This is a genomic window from Tumebacillus algifaecis, from assembly GCF_002243515.1.
GTDB lineage: Bacteria > Bacillota > Bacilli > Tumebacillales > Tumebacillaceae > Tumebacillus_A > Tumebacillus_A algifaecis.
Genome location: NZ_CP022657.1, coordinates 2,814,268 through 2,834,191, shown reverse-complemented (window position 1 = coordinate 2,834,191; position 19,924 = coordinate 2,814,268). Strand labels below are relative to the sequence as shown.

The window sequence follows — 19,924 nt, the reverse complement described above, 5'->3', positions numbered from 1 at the left end:
AAGAAGGGGACTGTATGCGAATTCTCGTTCAAAAATTCGGTGGCACCTCAGTAGCCACGCGAGCGATCAGGGAACAGGCGATCGAACATATTTTAGATGCGAGATCGCTCGGTTACAGCGTGGTGGTTGTCGTATCCGCGATGGGACGCAAGGGTGACCCGTACGCGACCGATTCGCTGATCTCCCTGATTGACGAGCAAGACAGAATCTCCCGCCGCGAAGCTGACTTGCTGATGTCTTGCGGCGAAGTGATCTCGAGCGTCGTCTTTGCCGGACATTTGCGCGCGCACGGCGTGGAGGCTTGCGCATTGAATGGCGGGCAGGCTGGGATCACGACCAATGATGATTTTTCCAACGCTCAGATTCTCACGATCAACCCAAAGAGGATTTTGCAGGAATTGGAACAGGACCGCGTGGTGATTGTGACTGGTTTTCAGGGCTGGACGAAAGACTATGAAACGACGACTCTTGGCCGAGGCGGTAGCGACACGACCGCTACAGCGCTTGCCGTTGCCCTCGATGCGGAAGTGGTGGACATTTTCACCGATGTCGAAGGCATCATGACGGCCGACCCGCGCATCGTCGATGACGCTCGACGCCTACGTGCTGTGACGTACAGCGAAATCTGCAACCTGGCCTACCAAGGGGCGAAGGTGATTCACCCGCGCGCTGTCGAAATCGCGATGCAAAAAAACATTCCGATCCGCGTGCGCGCAACGTCTTCGAAAGATGAAGGGACGCTTGTCACCTCACAGACCGAGACGGATCGCATTGAAGGCGAACTGCGTGACCAACTGGTCACCGGTATCACACAGACGGCTAATGTCACCCAGATCAAAGTGTTTGCTGAGCCGAACAATAGCGGCATGCAATTGAATGTGTTTCAAGCGATGGCCGAGCACAATATCTCGGTGGACTTTATCAACGTCAACCCGCGCGGTGTTGCTTTCACCGTATCGGACAGCGACACGGACAAGGCGCTACAGGTGCTACAAAACATGGATTTTCATCCGGAAGCCACGCGCGGATGTGCCAAAGTATCGGTTGTCGGAGCCGGAATTGCGGGTGTGCCGGGCGTGATGGCATTGATCCTCGGCGCGATCCATGCAGAAGGCATCGAAATCCTGCAATCGGCCGATTCACATACGACGATCTGGTGTCTCGTCCGCGGCGATGATATGGCACAGGCTGTGCGGGCCCTACACAACAAGTTTGAACTGCATGCACTGTAACCCCAAGCAGCAAATGATGGACAACAAGGATGGTGTGATAACTGTGGCAGTGGATTTTGGGAGACTTTTGACCGCGATGGTCACCCCGTTTGATGATAACTTGGACGTTGATTACGGCCGTTTGGACGCTTTGATCGAGCATTTGATCGGATCGGGTACTACGACGCTCGTCGTTTCGGGCACGACAGGCGAATCGCCGACTCTGACCCATGACGAGAAGATTGCTTTATTTAAACATGTAGTCGAGAAAGCAGCGGGCCGCGTCAAGGTGGTCGCGGGAACTTCGAGCAACGACACGCGCGCTTCTGTCGAGCTTTCACAAGAAGCGGAAGCGGCAGGTGTGGATGGTCTGTTGCTCGTCGTGCCGTACTACAACAAGCCATCACAAGAAGGCATGTATCAGCACTTCAAAGCGATCGCAGACGGAGTGAAGATTCCGTGCATTCTGTACAACATCCCAGGGCGCACCGGCGTAAATATGACGTCAGAGACCACCTTGCGTCTGGCCGAGATCGATAACATTGTGGCGACCAAAGAATCGAGTGGTGATTTCAACCAGATATCTGAAATCGTCGCCGCTTCACCGGCAGGGTTTAAAGTATATAGTGGTGACGATTACCTCACCTTGCCGATGCTGGCGGTCGGGGCTTATGGAATCGTCTCGGTCGCTTCGCACGTGGTCGGGGATGAAATGTCCCAGATGATCGGTGCGTTCGTTGAAGGCCGTGTGGAAGAGGCGGCAGTGTTGCACGCCAAACTGTTGCCAGTCTTCCAAGGGCTGTTCCTCGCTACCAACCCGACCCTTGTGAAAGCGATGCTGAATCAGAACGGTGTAGAGGTAGGCGGCGTTCGCCTGCCGTTGGTGGAAGCGGCACCGGAACTGATCGAAGAGGTAGGCAAGCGTCTGAACAAGATCAAAGGCTAATGTAAGGTCCGTGATTTTCAACAAAGAGGGGTAGCTCCTGAGTGAAGCTACCCCTCTTTTTTCATTGTATGGGGAGAACTGCCAGCCCTTTAGTGGGATGAGCAGTCGTCCATCAAGGAATCTTTTTGGTGTAAGTACACTTTTCATCGGGGATACTACGCACAATGGCTCTCTTGTAACGAGGATATAGTTCATGTATAATATTTACCAAGTGACTGGTACGGGTTTTTGGTGACACGAACTAGGACAAGCGAAACGCGAATGAATCGGAATCTTTTTGGAGGTGTAGTATTGAGCAAGAACAACAACAAATTGTCGATCATCCCGTTGGGCGGCGTAGGGGAAATCGGCAAGAATATGACGGCGTATGTGTACGGCAACGACATCATCGTAGTCGATGCCGGCCTGAAGTTCCCGGAGGAGGAGATGCTCGGGATTGACATCGTCATCCCGGATATCACGTACCTGATCGAGAACAAGAACAAGATCCGCGGTATGTTTATTACGCACGGCCATGAAGACCACATCGGCGGTCTTCCATACTTCTTGAAGCATATCAACGTGCCTGTCTATGGGACACGTTTGACCCTTGGGCTGATTGAAGGCAAGCTGCGTGAACACAATCTTCTTGATGTCACCAAGCTCATCACCGTTACCAATCAGGATCATATCAAAGCGGGTGTCTTCACCGTCACTCCGTTTTATAACAATCACTCCATTCCTGATACGGTCGGATTTTCCATCGATACTCCTGAAGGCATCGTGATTCATACTGGCGACTTCAAGTTTGACTTCACCCCGGTCGATAACCGCAAAGCAGATTTTCATATGCTGGCCGAGTGGGGCGCGAAGGGCGTACTTGCGTTACTTTCCGACTCCACCAATTCGGAGCGTCCGGGCTACACCATGTCGGAGCGCGTCGTCGGCATCACGATTGACGATACGTTCCGCCAAGCGGAGCGCCGCATCATCTTGGCGACGTTCGCATCCAACCTGCATCGGATTCAGCAGGTATTTACCGCAGCGGAGCGCTTTGGGCGCAAGGTTGCAGTCGTCGGCCGCAGTATGGTCAACAACATCAACATCGCGATGGAGTTGGGCTACCTGCAAGTAGCGAAAGGGACTCTGATCGATCCTGATGAAGTGAACAAGCTACCACCTGAGCAGATCGTCGTGCTCTCCACCGGTTCACAAGGGGAGGCGATGTCCGCCTTGACCCGTATGGCGCGTGCGACACACCGCAAAGTGGAGATTCTGCCTGGCGATACGGTCATCATCGCTTCGTCCCCGATTCCGGGCAATGAGAAGTTCATCTCCCGCACGATCGACCAACTGTTCCGTATCGGTGCGAACGTAATTTACCAAGCGGTGTCTGGTGTACACGTTTCCGGTCACGGTTCGCAGGAAGAGCTGAAGTTGATGCTGAATCTCGTTCAGCCGAAATACTTTATCCCTGTTCACGGTGAATACCGGATGCTGAAAAAACATGCCGAACTGGCAGTTGCGACCGGTGTGGAACAGGAGAACTGCTTCATCGTCGATATTGGCGATCAGGTGGAATTCCAAAACGGCCGCGCACGTATGGGCTCAAAAGTTCCGTCCGGCACGGTCCTCATCGACGGGCTTGGTGTTGGTGATGTCGGCAATATCGTCCTGCGCGACCGCAAACTGCTCTCGCAAGACGGAATCCTTGTCGTGGTGGTCACCCTTTCGAAAGCAGAAGGTACCATCCTGTCTGGGCCAGACATTATTTCCCGTGGTTTCGTCTATGTGCGTGAGTCGGAACAACTGCTGGACGAGGCAAATCGCATCGTCACAGCCACCTTGCAACGCATGGTTGCCGAAAATGTCAACGAGTGGTCCTCGCTCAAGACTGGCATCCGTGATGCGCTGTCTCGCTTCCTCTACGAACAGACACGTCGCCGCCCGATGATCCTGCCGATCATCATGGAAGTATAGGTAAACGATTACAAGCCTTGGTTTCTTCGGAAGCCAAGGCTTTTTTTGCATGCTCATGATCTGTATGATTGGGCGAAATTTGCTTCATACTACATCCGAGAACATTGAGGAGAGTGGTACGATGCAAGAATGGAGAAATGGGCGGATGGACATGCCGCCAACGATAAATCCTCCCGCACCGCCGGGCGTTCAACCATCGACACCGCCTGGACTGCCGCTGGACATGCCAAGCCGCGGACCTGTGGATACGATTCAGGCGCTCGGTACGACCAACGTGCCGTCCACCGACCAATCGAACATCTATTGCATCAGCGTGATCGGGCAGGTGGAAGGGCATGTCGTACTGCCCCCGCAGAACAAAACCACCAAATATGAGCACATCATTCCGCAATTGGTCGCAGTCGAACAAAACCAAACGGTAGAAGGCGTGCTGATCATCTTGAACACCGTAGGCGGTGATGTAGAAGCGGGCTTAGCACTGGCCGAGATGATCTCTTCCTTGTCGAAGCCAACGGTCACCTTGGTGCTCGGTGGCGGTCACTCGATCGGCGTCCCGATCGCGGTGGCTTCCGATTTCAGCTTTATTGCCGACACTGCGACGATGACGATACACCCGATTCGATTGACGGGGCTTGTCATCGGCGTGCCACAGTCATTTGAGTATCTGGAAAAGATGCAGGAGCGGGTGATCGGCTTTGTAACGTCACATTCGAATGTCACCGAAGATAAATTCCGTGAACTGATGCTGAAAACGGGCGAACTGGCACGCGATATTGGCACCACCGTAATCGGGCGTGATGCGGTCAAATACGGCTTGATCGATGAGATCGGCGGCTTGGCCCAGGCGATTCGCAAATTGAACCTGATGATTGCGGACCGCCGAGAGAAAGGTTCGAGTGAGGTGTTGCAATAATGCTCTGGTCGGTTGTGCCGGAAGAGTTTATTCTCGAAAATTATGATAAGCAAAACTATAACTGGATCGAAGCGGAAGTAAATGGTGTAAAGATGCTGGTGGAACCGACGGAAGGTCAACCGGGGTATGGAAGAATCATCCGTTTGCTCTGCCCTGATCCTGCACAGTTCTTAAACCCGAAACATCAGCCCGGCCAGAACGTTTGTTTAACCAAAGGACCATAACGTACGGAGGCGAAAAAGCCACTTCCAAAGCTGGAAGTGGCTTTTTTCCAAGCAGCTGAAGGAAATGACTCAAAAAAGGAGAAACTTTCAGAGAGCAAGATTTGGCAAGAACGGAGCGAAAGCATGGCGAGAGCAAAAGGGAAAGGAAAAGGCGCGAAAAGCGCTGGCAAGATTGAACAGACCAAGCAATTTCTCAAGTTTGAACTGATCGGCTTGTCTCTGATCGCGCTGGCGATGCTCGGCCTTGCTGCACAAGGCTGGGTGGGCAAGACGGTCGATTATTTGTTTATTCTGCTCGGTGGCAACTGGGATTGGTTGCTCGAATCGTACCTGATTTATCTGGCGGTCTATCTGATGATCAAGCGACAGCGCCTGAAGATGACCGCACGTCAGTGGGGTCTAATCGTTTTCTTTTTGGTGCTGCTCACATGGTCGCATATGAACCTGTATGACACGATCACCCGTGGACATCCGAACGTTGCACCCGATCTGTTTGATGCCACGATGGATCGCATCAATGCACAGTCTGATTACAACACTGAGATCCCCACGAAAAACGGAGTGGCGATCGAGAAACCGTCTGCAGGCGGCGGTTTGACAGGCTTTTTGATCTTCTCGATCACCCACTATTTGTTCGACACGGCTGGCACATTGTTCGTGTTGGTGATGGCGGGGATCATGGCTGTGATCTTGATCACCAAAAAATCGCTGGTTGCGACGCTTGGCAACGGGCGTGACAAAATGGCGATGCGCATGGCTGGGATCTATGACTCCTTGCGCGAGTGGCCGAGCCTACTCAAGGAGAAGCGTGAGAAATCGAAACAGAACAAGCAAAACGCTAAGCCCAAAGAAGCAGGTGAAGAAGTCTCTCCGCTGTGGGAGCTCGACGATGATGAGTTCGCAGCCGTCACAGAGCTTGAGCCCGTGCAAAAGAAGGTGGAGCAACATTCGGAGCGACAGCAGGCGGCGCCGGAGCAAAATTCGGGGGATCTTTCCTTTACCGTGCGCTCGTTTGCCGATCAACTAATCGCTGAACAACAGACAGAAGGGCAAGAAAAGGGAGCGGACGAAGCGGTGGACGTCCCGCGATTTGTTCAACAGACCGACTCGCCGCAGATCAAGATTCAGTTTCCTGTCAAGCAGGGGCAGGTGCCGCTCGACCCGCCAATCAAAGGAGTTTCCAAACTGGATGAGCCAGTCGATCTGCAACTCGACTTTCAGCCGGTGCAGGAAGATTTTTATGAAGTTCCCCCGCTCAGTCTGCTCGATGCGCCAAAAGGTGGGCAAAAGGGAATGGGGATCGCTGGAGTGAAAGCGAACGCACGCAAACTGGAGCAGACGTTTGAGAGCTTTGGCGTCACGGTCAAAGTGATCAACGCCCAGATCGGGCCGACCGTCACGCAGTACGAAGTGCAACCGGCCGTCGGGGTCAAAGTTTCCAAAATCGTCAATCTGTCTGATGACATCGCGCTCGCGTTGGCTGCGAAAGACATTCGCATCGAAGCTCCGATTCCGGGCAAGTCGGCAATCGGGATCGAAGTTCCGAATACGGAAGTGGCAGTCGTCACACTGCGAGAAGTGCTGGAAGCGCAGGAGTTTTCCGGCAACGAGTCGAAAATGACGATCGCATTGGGCCGCGACATATCCGGTCTGCCGATCGTGGGCACTCTCTCCAAAATGCCGCATCTGCTGGTCGCAGGCGCGACAGGCTCCGGGAAATCGGTCTGCGTAAACGGGATCATCACTTCCATTTTGTACCGAGCGAAGCCGTCCGAAGTCAAGTTCATCATGGTCGATCCGAAGATGGTCGAACTCAACGTCTATAACGGCATACCGCATCTGATGGCACCTGTTGTCACCGATCCGCGCCGCGCCGCCTACGCTTTGAAAAAAGTGGTTGCGGAGATGGAACATCGCTATGAGCTGTTCTCCAAGACTGGTTGTCGCAACATCGATGGCTACAACGCGCTGATGAACGAGAAAGGAGCACAGCCCCTTCCGTACATCGTGGTCATCGTCGATGAGTTGGCCGATTTGATGATGGTCGCACCGGGCGATGTTGAAGACGCGATCTGCCGTCTGGCGCAGATGGCGCGGGCGGCAGGCATCCATATGATCATCGCTACCCAGCGTCCATCCGTCGATGTGATCACCGGGGTCATCAAAGCGAATATACCGTCGCGCATCGCCTTTGCGGTGTCCTCACAAGTTGACTCGCGGACGATCCTCGACTCTGGTGGCGCCGAAAAGTTGCTTGGGCGCGGGGACATGCTCTATCTGCCTGTTGGCGCTTCTAAGCCGGTGCGTGTGCAAGGGGCGTTTCTGTCCGACGCGGAAGTAGAACGGGTCGTCACCTATGCAAAAACACAAGGTGAGGCTAACTATACGGTCGATCTCACCTCCCCGCAGGGGGAGGATGGCAAAGGGGCCGGCGATGACGATCTTGACGATCTGTTTTACGATGCGGTCACGCTGATCGTCGATAGTCAGCAAGCGTCCGTTTCGCTATTACAGCGCAAACTGAAAGTAGGCTACGCGCGGGCGGCCCGTCTGGTCGATCAGATGGAAGACCGCGGCTTTGTCGGACCTTTTGAAGGTAGCAAACCGCGCGAAGTTAAAATCACCCGCGATCAGTGGGCGATGATGCAACAAGCTGCCTCGGAGTAAGTTCGAGGCAGCTTTCATTATGCTCAGAATGTCTAGAATATGATAATTGTTACACGATATGTTTATCTTTTTTGTAAATGTGGAAAAATACCGCTAGCACTCGTCAGTCGAAGTATGTAGAATAGGTAATGGTGTCAGACATCTGACTGACTAACCAGGGAGGTAAATGTGAACCAATTACGACCGGACACACGTCCTTTGTACATGCTGGTCATCGATCGCATCAAGGAGATGTCGGCAAGCGGCGAATGGCCGCCCGGTACGCGGCTTCCCTCCGAGTTTGAGCTCGCCAAAATGTTTGGAGTAAGCCGAGCTACGCTTCGGGAAGCGCTTCGTGTGCTGGAGGAAGAGGGCGCGGTCGTTCGCAGACACGGCATCGGAACGTTCATCGCCGAGCGTTCGCTTGTGCAGGCTGGCATTGAGCAGTTGTTTTCCGTCACCGAATGGATCGAGCGGGCGGGTCGTAGACCCGGCACGATCGGTTTTTCGATCGGGGAGGAGGAAGCGTGCAAAGAGGATCAGGAACAGTTCGGCCTGAACGGGCCGGAGAGTTTATACCTCATTCATCGCATCCGCACCGCCGACGACGATCCCGTGGTGTACTGTGAAGACCGCGTGCCCAAGTCGGTTTTGCCGGAGGGGCTCGACGGTTTTGATGGTTCGATTTTTAACCACTTGGAAGCGGCGGGACATGCGATCGCGTATGCGCGGACTGTGATCAAGCCGATCGCTGAGCATCCGGAAGTGTTTCCGGCGCTCGATGTGAAAGAAGGTCAGGCCCTGTTACTGCTAGAGCAGATGCACTTTGATGCAAGCGACATCCCCGTGCTGTTGTCGGCTAACTATTTTCGGACCGATACATTTCATTTTCACGTCTTAAGACGCAGGCCGAAAGAATAGCGATGAAAGTTCATGGGGGGAATGGGAAACGCTAGTATCAGTACATACCAGATGATCTGACTACACCATGTGAATCTAAGAGAGTGAGGGAACAGATGATGAAAGCGAAAAAGTTTATGAGCCTAGCGCTCACCGGCGTGCTCGCAGCATCCCTGCTTGCAGGCTGTGGTACCGATAAGGCCAAAGAAGGTGGCGAAAGCAACCAAGGCGGCGAGAAAAAACTGACGATCGGCATGGTTACTGACGTTGGCGGCGTGCACGACAACTCGTTTAACCAATCGGCATGGGAAGGTCTGACCCGTGCGAAAAATGAACTCGGCGTCACTCCGAAAGTGACCGAGTCCAAGCGCGCGGAAGACTACACCCCGAACTTGAACGGCTTCGTCAAAGACGCGAACGTCGGCATGACCTGGGGCATCGGCTTCCTGATGGAAAAAGACATCAAGTCGGTCGCACTGGCTAACCCGGATGCAAAAATCGGGATCATCGACTCCGACCTTGGCGGTGACGTCCCGAAAAACGTAACAGCAGTTACGTTTAAAGAAGAAGAAGGCTCCTTCCTGATGGGCGTGCTCGCAGGCAAGATGACCAAATCGAATAAAGTTGGTTTCGTCGGCGGCGTCAAATTTGCGCTGATCGAAAGGTTCGAATACGGTTTCAAAGCGGGTGTCAAATCTGTTAACCCGAATGCTGTTGTAACCGCTGTTTATGCGGACGCATTTGACAAGCCGGACAAAGGGAAATTGCTGGCTGCTCAGTTGTACCAAAGCGGCAACGACATTATTTTCCACGCTTCCGGTCTGACCGGCGACGGTGTATTTGCAGAAGCAAAAGAGCGCGGTAAAGGATTCTGGGTCATCGGTGTTGACCGCGACCAAAACGACCTGGCTCCGGCTAACACCTTGTCTTCGATGGTAAAACGTGTTGACAATGCAATCTTCACCATCACCAAAGACCTGAACGAAGGCAAATTCGATAGCGGACATATCGTGTACGGTCTGAAAGACGATGGTGTAGGCTACGCTCCGACCACCAAGAACAACACTCCGGAAGATGTTATTAAACTGATGGACGACTATAAGAAACAGATCATCGATGGTAAAATCGTTGCTCCAGCAACTGCAGATGAGTTCAAAAACTTCAAGTAAGTAGCACCATGAAAGCTCCGACAAACAAGGCTAGTGCTGACCCACTGGCCTTGTTTTTGGATTTAACCTCTAACAGGGGAGGGAATGCCGTGCCGGCAGTTGTTGAAATGCTAGGTATCACAAAGCGGTTTGCTGGATTTACCGCGAACGACAATATCAATCTTGTTGTGCAAAAAGGAGAAATTCACGCACTGCTTGGGGAGAATGGTGCGGGGAAATCGACTTTGATGAACATTCTGTTCGGTCTGTACCAGCCGGACGCAGGTGAGATTCGCATCCGTGAGCAAGCGGTGAAAATTACCGACCCGAACATGGCGAATGAACTTGGCATCGGCATGGTGCATCAACATTTTATGCTCGTTGATAAGTTTACAGTCACCGAGAATATTATCTTGGGTGCCGAGCCGAAAAAAGGTGCGAAAATCGACATAAAAAAAGCGGAGCGGGATGTTCAGGAATTATCTGACCGCTACGGTTTGAAAGTCGATCCGAGCGCGAAAATCTCCGATATTTCGGTCGGGATGCAGCAGCGTGTAGAAATTTTGAAAACGCTTTACCGAGGCGCTGAGATCATCATTTTCGACGAACCGACTGCGGTATTAACCCCGCAGGAGATCAAAGAACTGATGGAAATCATGCAAAGTCTTGTCGCCGAAGGTAAATCGATCATCTTCATCACGCACAAGTTAAAAGAGATCATGGCGGCGGCCAATCGATGTACGATCATTCGCCGCGGGAAGCAGATCGACAGTGTTGCGATCAAAGACACCAGCGTCGATGATCTCGCTGCGAAGATGGTTGGGCGCCATGTCACGTTTGAAGTGCACAAACAGCCAGCCGTTCCAAAACAGCCAGTCCTGGAAGTGCAGGACCTGATCGTGGCGGGCAATCGCGGCGTGGATGCGCTGCGCGGTCTCAACCTTGAGGTGCGTGCCGGTGAAATTTTGGGCGTGGCGGGGATCGAAGGCAACGGGCAGTCTGAGTTGATCGAAGCGATCACAGGGTTGCGCAAGGTCAAGTCCGGTACGGTCAAGCTAAATGGGAAAGAGATGCAAAATCGCCGTCCGCGTGAAATTGTCGAATCGGGCGTCGGCCACATCCCCGAGGACCGTCACAAGCGCGGTCTGGTGCTCGACTATTCGATCGGTGAGAACATGGTATTGCAAACGTATTACAAGTCGCCATTTGCGAAAAACAAGGTGTTGCGTTACAACGCGATCTACGAGTACGCACGCAAACTGATCCAGCAATTTGACGTGCGCACGCCAAACGAATACACCGAAGCGCGTGCTTTGTCAGGCGGTAACCAACAAAAAGGGATCATCGCGCGTGAAGTAGACCGCAATCCTGACCTGTTGATCGCCGCTCAGCCAACTCGGGGACTTGATGTTGGCGCGATCGAATTTATCCATCAGAAGTTGATCGAGCAACGAGATGCAGGGAAAGCTGTCCTCCTACTGTCGCTCGAACTCGATGAAATCTTAAACGTAAGCGACCGCATCGCGGTCATCTATGAAGGGCAGATCGTTGGTGTTGTCGATCCGCAACAGACCAACCACGATGAATTGGGCCTCATGATGGCCGGAGGAGCAAATGAGAGGGGAGGAGCGCAGTCATGAACAAAGGCAACTCGAAATTAAATGCGTTTCTCGTTCCTGTGCTGGCTGTCATCCTTGGGATGATCGTCGGCGCTCTGATTATGCTTGCGATGGGGTACAATCCGATTCAAGCCTATTCATTGATGTTCCAAGGGATCTTCGCAAACCCGTACTACATGGGGGAGACGTTGCGCGCCGTCACGCCGCTGATCTTTGCAGGTCTGGCCGTGGCGTTCGCATTTCGGACGGGCCTGTTCAACATCGGGGTCGAAGGGCAATTTATCGTCGGCCAGCTCGCGGCAGCATGGGTCGGGATTTCGTGGGACTTGCCGCCCGTACTGCATGCGATCACAGCGGTGCTCGTCGCGATGATTGCAGCAGGTCTGTATGCGGGATTTGCCGGTTGGCTGAAAGCTCGCTTGGGTGTGCACGAAGTTATCACGACGATCATGCTCAACTATATTGCGCTGTTCAGTGCCAACTACATCATCCGCAACTTCCTGAAAGGGGCATCGGAAGGCACCAAAGATATTCTGCCGTCCGCATCCATTGCCTCTCCGTTTCTGTCCAACCTTTTTGAAGGGGCGCGTATCAACTGGGGACTCTTTATCGCTTTAGGTCTGACACTGCTCATGTACTGGTTGCTGTGGAAGACGACCACTGGGTATGAATTGCGCGCAGTCGGCTTCAACCCGCATGCGTCCGAATACGCAGGGATGAACGTATCGAAAAATATCGTGCTCTCGATGGTGATCTCCGGCATGCTCGCAGGTGCGGGCGGGGCAGTCGAGACGCTTGGCGTGTATGGGTACATGGTCATCTCGGCAGGGTTCACGGGAATCGGCTTTGACGGTATCGCGGTCGCGCTGATCGGGGCGAACAACCCGTTTGGTGTCGTGCTAGGTGCTTTGCTGTTTGGCGGTTTCTCGTTTGGTGCAGACAACATGCAGCGCGCCGAAGGAATTCCGACCGAGTCGATTCAAATTGTCATTTCGATGGTCATTTACTTCGTTGCGGCTTCCGCGATCATCTACCGCCTGCTTGGTGTGTTCCGCCGTCGTCGTGAGGAGGTGCAGAGCTGATGAACTTTTCAGATGTACTCGTTACAATATTAAATGGTTCGATCATCTTTGCGACACCGTTGATTCTTGCCGCATTGGGCGGGGTGTTTTCGGAGCGTTCAGGTGTCGTTAACATTGCACTCGAAGGTTTGATGGTCATCGGGGCGTTCGCAGCTGCTGTCGTGACGATTTTCGTCGGTGAATCGCTGGGGGTGCCAGGCTGGCTGGCTCCTTGGATCGGCATGTTGGCGGCGATGGTCGCAGGTATTATCTTCTCACTGCCGCACGCGGTCGCTTCGATCGACTTCAAAGCCGATCAAGTGGTGAGCGGCGTGGCACTCAACTTCTTGGCAGCAGGTTTTGCCCTGTTTTTGGTAAAAAAGCTGTTCGAAGGGGCAGGTCAAACCACGACCGTGCAAAACGTGTTCACTAAGATCGCCATTCCGGGCCTGTATGAAATTCCGGTGATCGGCCCAGGGATTTTTAATGTGTACGGGATCTCTTACCTCGCCATGATTCTGGTAGGTGTCTCGTACTATGTGCTGTACAAAACGCCGTTCGGCCTGCGCCTGCGTGCTGTCGGTGAGCATCCGCGAGCTGCGGACACGCTCGGCGTCAACGTTCGTCGCATGCGCTATATGGCGGTGATGATCTCCGGCGCACTCGCAGGTCTGGGCGGTAGCGCTTTGTCGATCGCAATCTCGTCGAACTTCCAGCACGCGACCGTATCCGGTCATGGCTTTATGGCGCTGGCGGCGATGATTTTCGGCAAATGGCATCCGGCTGGCGCGATGGGCGCGGCGCTTTTCTTCGGCCTTGCTACCGCACTGTCCGTGTCCGGACAGGTGCTGGGACTTACCGAGTATGTGCCGAGTGAGTTTCTGAATGCGTTGCCGTACCTGCTGACCATTCTGGCGCTGGCCGGAGTGGTTGGACGATCGGAAGCGCCAGCCGCAAATGGTAAGCCTTACGAAACGGGAAGTCGTTAATCGCAATGTTGCGGGAGAGACAGGGGGAATCCTTGTCTCTCTTTTTCTATTGCTGGTCAATTGAGGGGGGAAATGATATAATTTGAATAATTAAGATTACTTATATGATTCTGTCAATGTACGGGGTGAATCGGGAATGCCGACCAACGAGCGTAAATTTCAAACTTCTGAGTGGCAGAGCGAACTCGTCCTGGCCCGTGATATCGTCAATCAACAAGGACAGCTGGTGCTGCCGCGTCAGACGGTGCTGACACTGGCACAGTTGAATCGCCTCAAACAGCTCGGAATCCTCGAAGTATGGGTGCGGGAAAAAGACCCCGTGGTCGCACCGCTGTTTAGCGAAGTCATCGTTCAAGTGTATCAAGAGGCTGCGATCTGTATCGAAGATCTGTTTGCTCAGGCATCTGCTGCCAGACAGCTCGACCTTGGCGCGACGCCAACGGTGCTACGCGAGTTCTGGAGCGCTTGCCAGCAGGAGTCTAATTTTCTCGATTTGATATTGAACCTGCGAACGCTTGATGACTATACGTTTCAACATTCGCTCGGTGTCGGATTGCTTTGCGCGCAGATCGGGGAATGGCTTGGCTTATCGGCAGAGGAATGTGACGATCTGCTGTTAGCTGGCACGTTGCACGACATCGGGAAGAGCTTGGTCGATCAGGATGTATTGTTAAAACCGGGTCGGTTGACTCCGGTCGAATATGAGCATATCAAAACGCACACGCATTTGGGGTACATGGTGCTGCGAAACTCAGAGGTGAAGGAAGCGGTGGCGTTGGTAGCGCTCAACCATCATGAGCGTCTCGATGGCAGCGGTTATCCGCGAGGGTTACAGCGAGGGGAGATCGATTTATTCTCGCGCATCGTCGCCGTCTCAGATGTATTCAACGCGATGACTTCTCGTCGCGTTTATCGAGATGCGGCTTCGTATTACCGGGTGCTCGATGAGTTGCAGAGCAACTCGTTTGGTGCACTCGATCCAACGGTTGTGTCCGTGTTCGTCCAGAAGATGATCGGCTTATTTGTCGGCAACATCGTGCAGCTCTCCGACGGTCGTTCAGCCAAGGTGGTGTTGATCCCACCGGATCGTCCGACCCGACCGTTGCTTCAGATCGAGGATGAGTATATCGACCTACAAAAGCACCCCGATTTGTTCATCGAAAAAGTGCTGGCAGTATGATACAATGGACGCAGTTTTTATGTTCGAAGGAGATTTCGAGTGATGAGCGGAAAACATGGGTTGGAGCAACTGTTGAAGGATAAAAAGCTGAGCTTGCAAAAAATTTCGGAAGATACGGGCGTATCGATGCTCGCACTGGAGTTTCTCGTCTACAAACAACATCAGCCCAAACCGCACATCGCGCAAAAGATCGCGAAGGTTCTGGAGATGAAAGTTGGCGAGATCTGGCCGGAACTGAAACCATAGCGGGTGATCGAGCGAACGGAGACAAAGCGATGATCAATATATTTGTCTACGGCACATTGCTCACAGGCGAGCGCAATCATCACATCGTGGCTCCCTATCTGTTGCAGGTCGAGCCAGGCACGGTGTACGGGAGGCTCTACGATGCGGCCGCAGGCCGTTATCCAGCGCTGATTCTTGATCCCAACGCCGAATTGATCGAAGGCGAATGGATGCGAGTGACAGCAGAGGGCCTCTCCAAACTGGATGAGTTAGAAGGTTATCTCGGCCCAGACCATCCGGACAACCTGTATGAGCGTATCCGTGTCTGCGATGCGAGCACGGGACAGCAAGGGCAGGCGTACGTGTGGCAACATCATCAGGGGTGCCCGATGATCCCTTGTGGATCGTGGCGGAAATACAAGCGGAAAAGATAAGCAAAGCGACCTCTGCTGAACAGGGGTCGCTTTTCGATTGGTAGGGTCCCTATGTATCAGAGGCGTGGAAACTAGCGGTGCATGCCCATTCCCATGTTGCTTCCTGACAACGACTGTTCCGCGAAGGCGACCAGACGCTTGGTCATCTCCCCACCTACCGATCCATTCAGGCGGGAGGGGGTGTCACCACTGAGGTCTACACCAAATTCATTCGCAATTTCGTACTTCATATGATCGAGAGCGTGTTCAGCGCCGTTTACCAACACACGATTACGATTGGAATTGCGGGCCATTTCAATCACCTCCTTGTATTGAATACGTTTCCTTGGCCTCTCGTATCTTATACATGGGATAGCATCCTTTTTTTCGGTCACCCTAAGCGCTAAAGGAACAATAAGGTGGAGGTGTGGTCGTGCGTTCCGATAGCAGTAAAGTGATCAATCTCTACGAAATCCCGCTCCCTGAAGTCAAATGCATTGTGGATGTGTTGCAGAATGACCTCAAAGAATATGAGCAACTCGATGCAGATTTCGGCTCAGGAACGGAAGAGGCATTGAAGAAATTTGTTGAGGAGTTGTCCAGACACTTGGAATAATATAGTGAAAAGCCGCCATTCGATTCTGTGACGAAGGCGGCTTTTCGCACGGCTATTTCCATTTTTCGATGCCGACGATATAGGCTTGCGAATAACCGATCCCGAGTTTTCGCGAGTGCCGCAGCAGTGCTCGAATGATCGATTCATGTCCGTTTTTCATCAGTGTTTCGACGATCGTCTTCGCCGTAAACGGCGTGCTCATCGATTCCTGCACGTCCGGATCGTGTTCAAGATCGTCGAGCCAGTCGTCGCTGTAGTGGGGACCGAGGCGTTCTGCATACGCCTTTTTGTACAGGTCTTTGAGCGAAAAGGGCAGGTTGAGTGCCTTTAAATAGAAGTCCAGTTGATAGAAGGCTTGGTCTGGTGTGTATTCCGTATGATGAAATTCTTGTGTCACTCTGCCTCTCCCCTTTTCCGTTGACCTTGATATCGTTACTCTATATATATTACAAATTCAGGTGCTTTGACCTCTTTGGAATTTTTTTTGGTACAATATGATGGAGTTGAATGGAGGAGGAAGTCAAAGTGGATTTCTTTATGGCGTTAGCGTTTGTACTCGTGGGATTGCTCACGTTTGGATTTATGATGGTCTTTGCACGCAAGAAAAAGAAATAGGGCTCAGGAACTTCAGAAAACGAAGTTCCTAACCCTATAGGGAGTGAAACGCTTCGTTGGTACGCCGGAAGAGGAACATGGCGATGAGAGGAGTAAGTCCAACCAGCAAAAAGGTCAGTTTTAGGGACAAGCTGGCGGAGACGATCAACTGCAAGCCGATCATCGCCAAGATTGACAAACAGCGTCCGCTGTTGACCAGCGCTTCTCGGATGACAATGTATTCAACTTTGCGGTGGACCGCTTCTGGTAACTGCCCCATCACATCGAAGGTGAGGCAGGAGTAGGGAATAACAAGCAACGGTGTGAACAGAGCGTTGGCAATCCCAAAAGTAAACAGGGAGAGCTTGTTCACTTCAAATAGGAGCAACAGCACGGAGAGGCCGAGCATAAAAGCTGCGGTCGTGACAAAGGTGATTCGCCGTGTATTGGTTAAGTAACGTTTGACTACATAATAGGCGATCAGCGATCCGCCCGAGGTGAACAGCAGGTAACGTGAAGCGGTCAGTTCGTCACGCGTGACCATAAATACCAGCAAAAAAGGTAAAAAGGACAGCGTTCCTTCACGAAAACCCATCGCGAAGGACATGGACAGCATCTTTCGCCACAAATTCTTGTGTTCTCGCGGCGAAAAACCGGCGTACAAATCGAAAGAGGGGGGTCCTGCTTTCGGTTTGAGCAGCCAGGTGAGCAGTACCGCGGTCAAAAACAATGCAAACGAGATCGTGAAAATGATCGTGTAGCCTTTGATCGGCAGGGTGGAGAGAACGCGCCCAGCGAGCAAGGGGGCGGCCATGGTGGCGATCGCGAACAAAAAACCGTTCGCCCCATTGTACTGATCACGAGTTTCCGGTTCGGTCACTTCAAAGACGAGCACATTATAGGACAGCCAAAAAAAGCCAGTGCCGATTCCCTGTAACATTCCGAGCAGCACATATAGGCTGATCACCTGTGAGCCAAGGCTGATGATCAGGATGTAAAACAGGGCGAGAATGGCGACGCCAAGGCGCAAGGTGTACAAGCGATCGCTCTTTTTTGCGATCCAGCCTGCGATTGTGTACCCGATTGCCGAGAACAAAAAGATGTAAAAGTTGTAAATCGCAATCTGCTCAACGCTTTGCAGGAATTTCCAAAGGTAGATGTTCAAAAATGTGTTGGATAAGGCGCTCGCTCCCGCAAAAAGGGTGTTGATCGAAAGCAGCCATTTGGAGCTGGGCGGCAGCAGCTGCCGAGTGACTTCTGTCGCGTTCATGAACCTCCTCCTTTTTGTGAGATAGACTTTCTACAGCATGCCCGCGAGCGAAGTGGGATACATCTGGAAAAATTCACAAAGCTGTGTTGCGACTCGAAGCTTTTGATGACTCTGTGTTATACTAGCAGGGAGTACCGTCTTTTGCATCTTAGGCAATCAACAGGCAGGAGCGTTCAATTTACAGATGAAACAAGGAATCCGCAAACTCATTGCAGCAGGCTGTCTGACCGCTGTGTTCGTCAGCGGTTGTTATAAACCAACTTTTGAAAATATGGAGCCAAGTTCGATCAAATGGTCGATGTCTTTCGTCTCCACCGCCGAAAATGAAGAAGAGAAGCACAGCGTTGAACAATTGGTAAGCGAAGTGGCCAGTGAGAACGGGTTGTCCTCCGCAGTGGTCTACTCGACAGACGCGAACGCGTTGTCGCAAGTAACGGAGTACCCTGGACTTGATCTGGTCGTAGCTGCTGCTGATACCCCTCAGATTGGGGAATTGGCTGCTAAGCATCCTGAACTGCGTTTCTCTCTGCTTGGTGACACCGCCGAACCGAAGCTGAGCAATGTCCGTCACTTGATCCACGATCGCAAGAAACTGCTTTTTCTAGCTGGTTTCCTCGCTGCTGAAGCCAATCGCACTTCGAATGCACCGTTTACAGTGCTGGTCAAAGAACCGCGCAGTGCAGACGATGCGGACTGGCAGATGATTCTTGCAGGGCACCACTATGCAGGGCGCAACGATGTGCCGCAACAAGTCACGATCTCTGCACTTGAAGGTACGACGACAGGGCAGGGGGAGGTTGGGCAACAAAACCCTGGCACATCCAAACTGAGCGGTCTCTCCATGGTGTTGCTCGATCCACCGTCCGATCGGGCGTGGGAGCGATTGAAAGCGAGCAATCAGGTGCTGATCCGCACCGACGAGCGAGCTACGGCCGTACCGCTTCAAGATCGTGTCATCGCACAGCCCGCTTCGCTGTACGAGGCAGCACTGCGCCAAGAAGCAAAACTGCTGGTATCCGGAAGTTGGACAGGTCAGCAGAACGTCACATTGACGGGAAAACGAACCTTTCAAGTCCTTACGCCAGCCGCTTTTGCAAACGGGCAGATCGATGTGCGACTTGAGCTGATCGAAGAACAGATCGGCGCAGGCTCGTTGAACCCAGAACAATACATTGCGGCGGTACGGCAAGGAAACCGCGCCGATTGACCGCCAAAGGGGATGAATGATGTGGAGGATTGGTATCTGGAATATCACATCCATAAGGACAGACCGGGTCTGCTCGGTGATATCGCCTCACTGCTCGGGATGCTGTCGATCAACATCCTGACTGTAAACGGTGTCGAAAACAAAAACCGCGGTTTTCTCTTGCAGACGGATGACCGCCAAAAGATCTCAGCCTTGCGCTCGATGTTGCGCAAGGTGGAAAATATCACCGTCACGGCCCTGCGCCAACCGACATTGATCGACCGTCTGGCCTTGCGCCACGGGATGTTTATCGAGCGCGAATCGAACGAGAATGTCAAAACGTACAAATTTACAAGGGCACAACTTGGAATTCTTGTGGACTTTTTGGGGGAATTACTAAAAAAAGAAGGCAATCAGGTGATCGGCATCAGGGGCATGCCACGCGTTGGCAAAACCGAATCGATCGTAGCGGCCAGCGTCTATGCGAATAAGCGATGGTCGTTCGTGTCATCGACGCTCTTGCGCCAAACGATTCGCTATCGCTTGGAAGAGGACGAGATGGCGACCGACAACATGGTCTACCTCGTTGATGGTATCGTGTCTACGCTGCGCTCCAATGAGCAGCACCATTCGCTGGTGCGGGAGATCATGCGTTTACCTGCCCCCAAGGTGATCGAACACCCTGATATCTTCGTTCGGGAGACAGAATTTGGTTGGGAACATTTTGATCGGATCATCGAGCTTCGCAATTCGCCGGAGGAAGAGATCTCCTACCAAATGATCCAAACCGGATTTTCATCCTTCGATATCAGTTAACGAAAAGC

At 52.7% G+C, this 19,924-nt stretch carries 20 protein-coding genes; 17 read left to right on the top strand and 3 right to left on the bottom strand.

Going from position 1 to position 19,924, the window contains the following annotated elements; genetic code table 11:
• Window positions 1–14 precede the first annotated feature (14 nt).
• The 14 genes from dapG to CIG75_RS11655 all read left to right on the top strand — a co-directional run bounded on the left by dapG (window position 15) and on the right by CIG75_RS11655 (window position 15,455).
• Complete coding sequence (gene dapG, locus CIG75_RS11720) at window positions 15–1,232, top strand: aspartate kinase (protein WP_094236831.1); 1,218 nt, start codon at window positions 15–17, stop codon at window positions 1,230–1,232.
• Window positions 1,233–1,275: 43 nt separating this feature from the next.
• Window positions 1,276–2,157: a 4-hydroxy-tetrahydrodipicolinate synthase gene (dapA, locus tag CIG75_RS11715; RefSeq protein ID WP_322348587.1), complete on the top strand. Its 882-nt coding sequence runs from the start codon at window positions 1,276–1,278 to the stop codon at window positions 2,155–2,157.
• A gap of 291 nt (window positions 2,158–2,448) precedes the next feature.
• On the top strand, window positions 2,449–4,116 hold the full coding sequence (locus tag CIG75_RS11710) for a ribonuclease J (protein WP_094236830.1): 1,668 nt from the start codon (window positions 2,449–2,451) through the stop codon (window positions 4,114–4,116).
• A gap of 121 nt (window positions 4,117–4,237) precedes the next feature.
• Window positions 4,238–5,029 (top strand): ClpP family protease, encoded by a 792-nt coding sequence (locus tag CIG75_RS11705; protein WP_094236829.1) that lies wholly within the window; start codon window positions 4,238–4,240, stop codon window positions 5,027–5,029.
• Window positions 5,029–5,253 (top strand): YlzJ-like family protein, encoded by a 225-nt coding sequence (locus CIG75_RS11700; RefSeq protein WP_094236828.1) that lies wholly within the window; start codon window positions 5,029–5,031, stop codon window positions 5,251–5,253. The genes CIG75_RS11705 and CIG75_RS11700 overlap by 1 nt, the downstream gene beginning before the upstream one ends.
• 123 nt (window positions 5,254–5,376) lie before the next feature.
• Window positions 5,377–7,920, top strand: coding sequence for a DNA translocase FtsK (locus tag CIG75_RS11695; RefSeq protein ID WP_094238421.1), 2,544 nt, complete (start codon window positions 5,377–5,379; stop codon window positions 7,918–7,920).
• A gap of 204 nt (window positions 7,921–8,124) precedes the next feature.
• A complete protein-coding gene (locus CIG75_RS11690) occupies window positions 8,125–8,820 on the top strand; it encodes a GntR family transcriptional regulator (RefSeq protein WP_094238420.1) in 696 nt (231 codons plus the stop codon).
• Window positions 8,821–8,918: 98 nt separating this feature from the next.
• A complete protein-coding gene (locus CIG75_RS11685) occupies window positions 8,919–9,968 on the top strand; it encodes a BMP family lipoprotein (protein WP_094238419.1) in 1,050 nt (349 codons plus the stop codon).
• Between the two features lie 89 nt (window positions 9,969–10,057).
• Complete coding sequence (locus CIG75_RS11680) at window positions 10,058–11,587, top strand: ABC transporter ATP-binding protein (protein WP_157729527.1); 1,530 nt, start codon at window positions 10,058–10,060, stop codon at window positions 11,585–11,587.
• On the top strand, window positions 11,584–12,648 hold the full coding sequence (locus CIG75_RS11675; RefSeq protein WP_094236826.1) for an ABC transporter permease: 1,065 nt from the start codon (window positions 11,584–11,586) through the stop codon (window positions 12,646–12,648). Before CIG75_RS11680 ends, CIG75_RS11675 begins: the two co-directional genes overlap by 4 nt.
• On the top strand, window positions 12,648–13,616 hold the full coding sequence (locus tag CIG75_RS11670) for an ABC transporter permease (protein WP_094236825.1): 969 nt from the start codon (window positions 12,648–12,650) through the stop codon (window positions 13,614–13,616). Before CIG75_RS11675 ends, CIG75_RS11670 begins: the two co-directional genes overlap by 1 nt.
• A 136-nt stretch (window positions 13,617–13,752) precedes the next feature.
• Window positions 13,753–14,796 (top strand): HD-GYP domain-containing protein, encoded by a 1,044-nt coding sequence (locus tag CIG75_RS11665; RefSeq protein ID WP_094236824.1) that lies wholly within the window; start codon window positions 13,753–13,755, stop codon window positions 14,794–14,796.
• Window positions 14,797–14,838: 42 nt separating this feature from the next.
• A complete protein-coding gene (locus tag CIG75_RS11660) occupies window positions 14,839–15,042 on the top strand; it encodes a helix-turn-helix domain-containing protein (protein WP_094236823.1) in 204 nt (67 codons plus the stop codon).
• A gap of 29 nt (window positions 15,043–15,071) precedes the next feature.
• Complete coding sequence (locus CIG75_RS11655) at window positions 15,072–15,455, top strand: gamma-glutamylcyclotransferase family protein (RefSeq protein WP_094236822.1); 384 nt, start codon at window positions 15,072–15,074, stop codon at window positions 15,453–15,455.
• 71 nt (window positions 15,456–15,526) lie between these two features.
• On the opposite strand, the gene CIG75_RS11650 is transcribed toward CIG75_RS11655, so the two are convergent.
• Window positions 15,527–15,748 carry an alpha/beta-type small acid-soluble spore protein gene (locus CIG75_RS11650; RefSeq protein WP_094236821.1) on the bottom strand — a complete coding sequence of 74 codons (222 nt, stop codon included), beginning with the start codon at window positions 15,746–15,748 and terminating at the stop codon, window positions 15,527–15,529.
• Window positions 15,749–15,867: 119 nt separating this feature from the next.
• Here CIG75_RS11650 and CIG75_RS11645 point away from each other — a divergent pair, with 119 nt between their 5' ends.
• Entirely contained in the window at window positions 15,868–16,050 is a 183-nt protein-coding gene (locus CIG75_RS11645) for a hypothetical protein (RefSeq protein WP_094236820.1), read from the top strand.
• Window positions 16,051–16,102: 52 nt separating this feature from the next.
• Here the strand turns inward: CIG75_RS11645 and CIG75_RS11640 are convergent, their stop codons facing one another.
• Together CIG75_RS11640 and CIG75_RS11635 are read right to left on the bottom strand one after the other, a co-directional pair.
• The gene (locus tag CIG75_RS11640; RefSeq protein WP_094236819.1) at window positions 16,103–16,447 is read right to left on the bottom strand and encodes a hypothetical protein; all 345 of its coding nucleotides are present in this window, start codon (window positions 16,445–16,447) and stop codon (window positions 16,103–16,105) included.
• A gap of 252 nt (window positions 16,448–16,699) precedes the next feature.
• Window positions 16,700–17,914, bottom strand: coding sequence for an MFS transporter (locus tag CIG75_RS11635; RefSeq protein ID WP_094236818.1), 1,215 nt, complete (start codon window positions 17,912–17,914; stop codon window positions 16,700–16,702).
• 184 nt (window positions 17,915–18,098) lie between these two features.
• On the opposite strand from CIG75_RS11635, the gene CIG75_RS11630 reads away from it, so the two are divergent.
• Both CIG75_RS11630 and CIG75_RS11625 read left to right on the top strand, forming a co-directional pair.
• Window positions 18,099–19,121: a type 1 periplasmic-binding domain-containing protein gene (locus CIG75_RS11630; RefSeq protein WP_094236817.1), complete on the top strand. Its 1,023-nt coding sequence runs from the start codon at window positions 18,099–18,101 to the stop codon at window positions 19,119–19,121.
• Between the two features lie 12 nt (window positions 19,122–19,133).
• Entirely contained in the window at window positions 19,134–19,916 is a 783-nt protein-coding gene (locus tag CIG75_RS11625) for a DUF3388 domain-containing protein (RefSeq protein ID WP_094236816.1), read from the top strand.
• The last annotated feature ends 8 nt before the right edge of the window (window positions 19,917–19,924 follow it).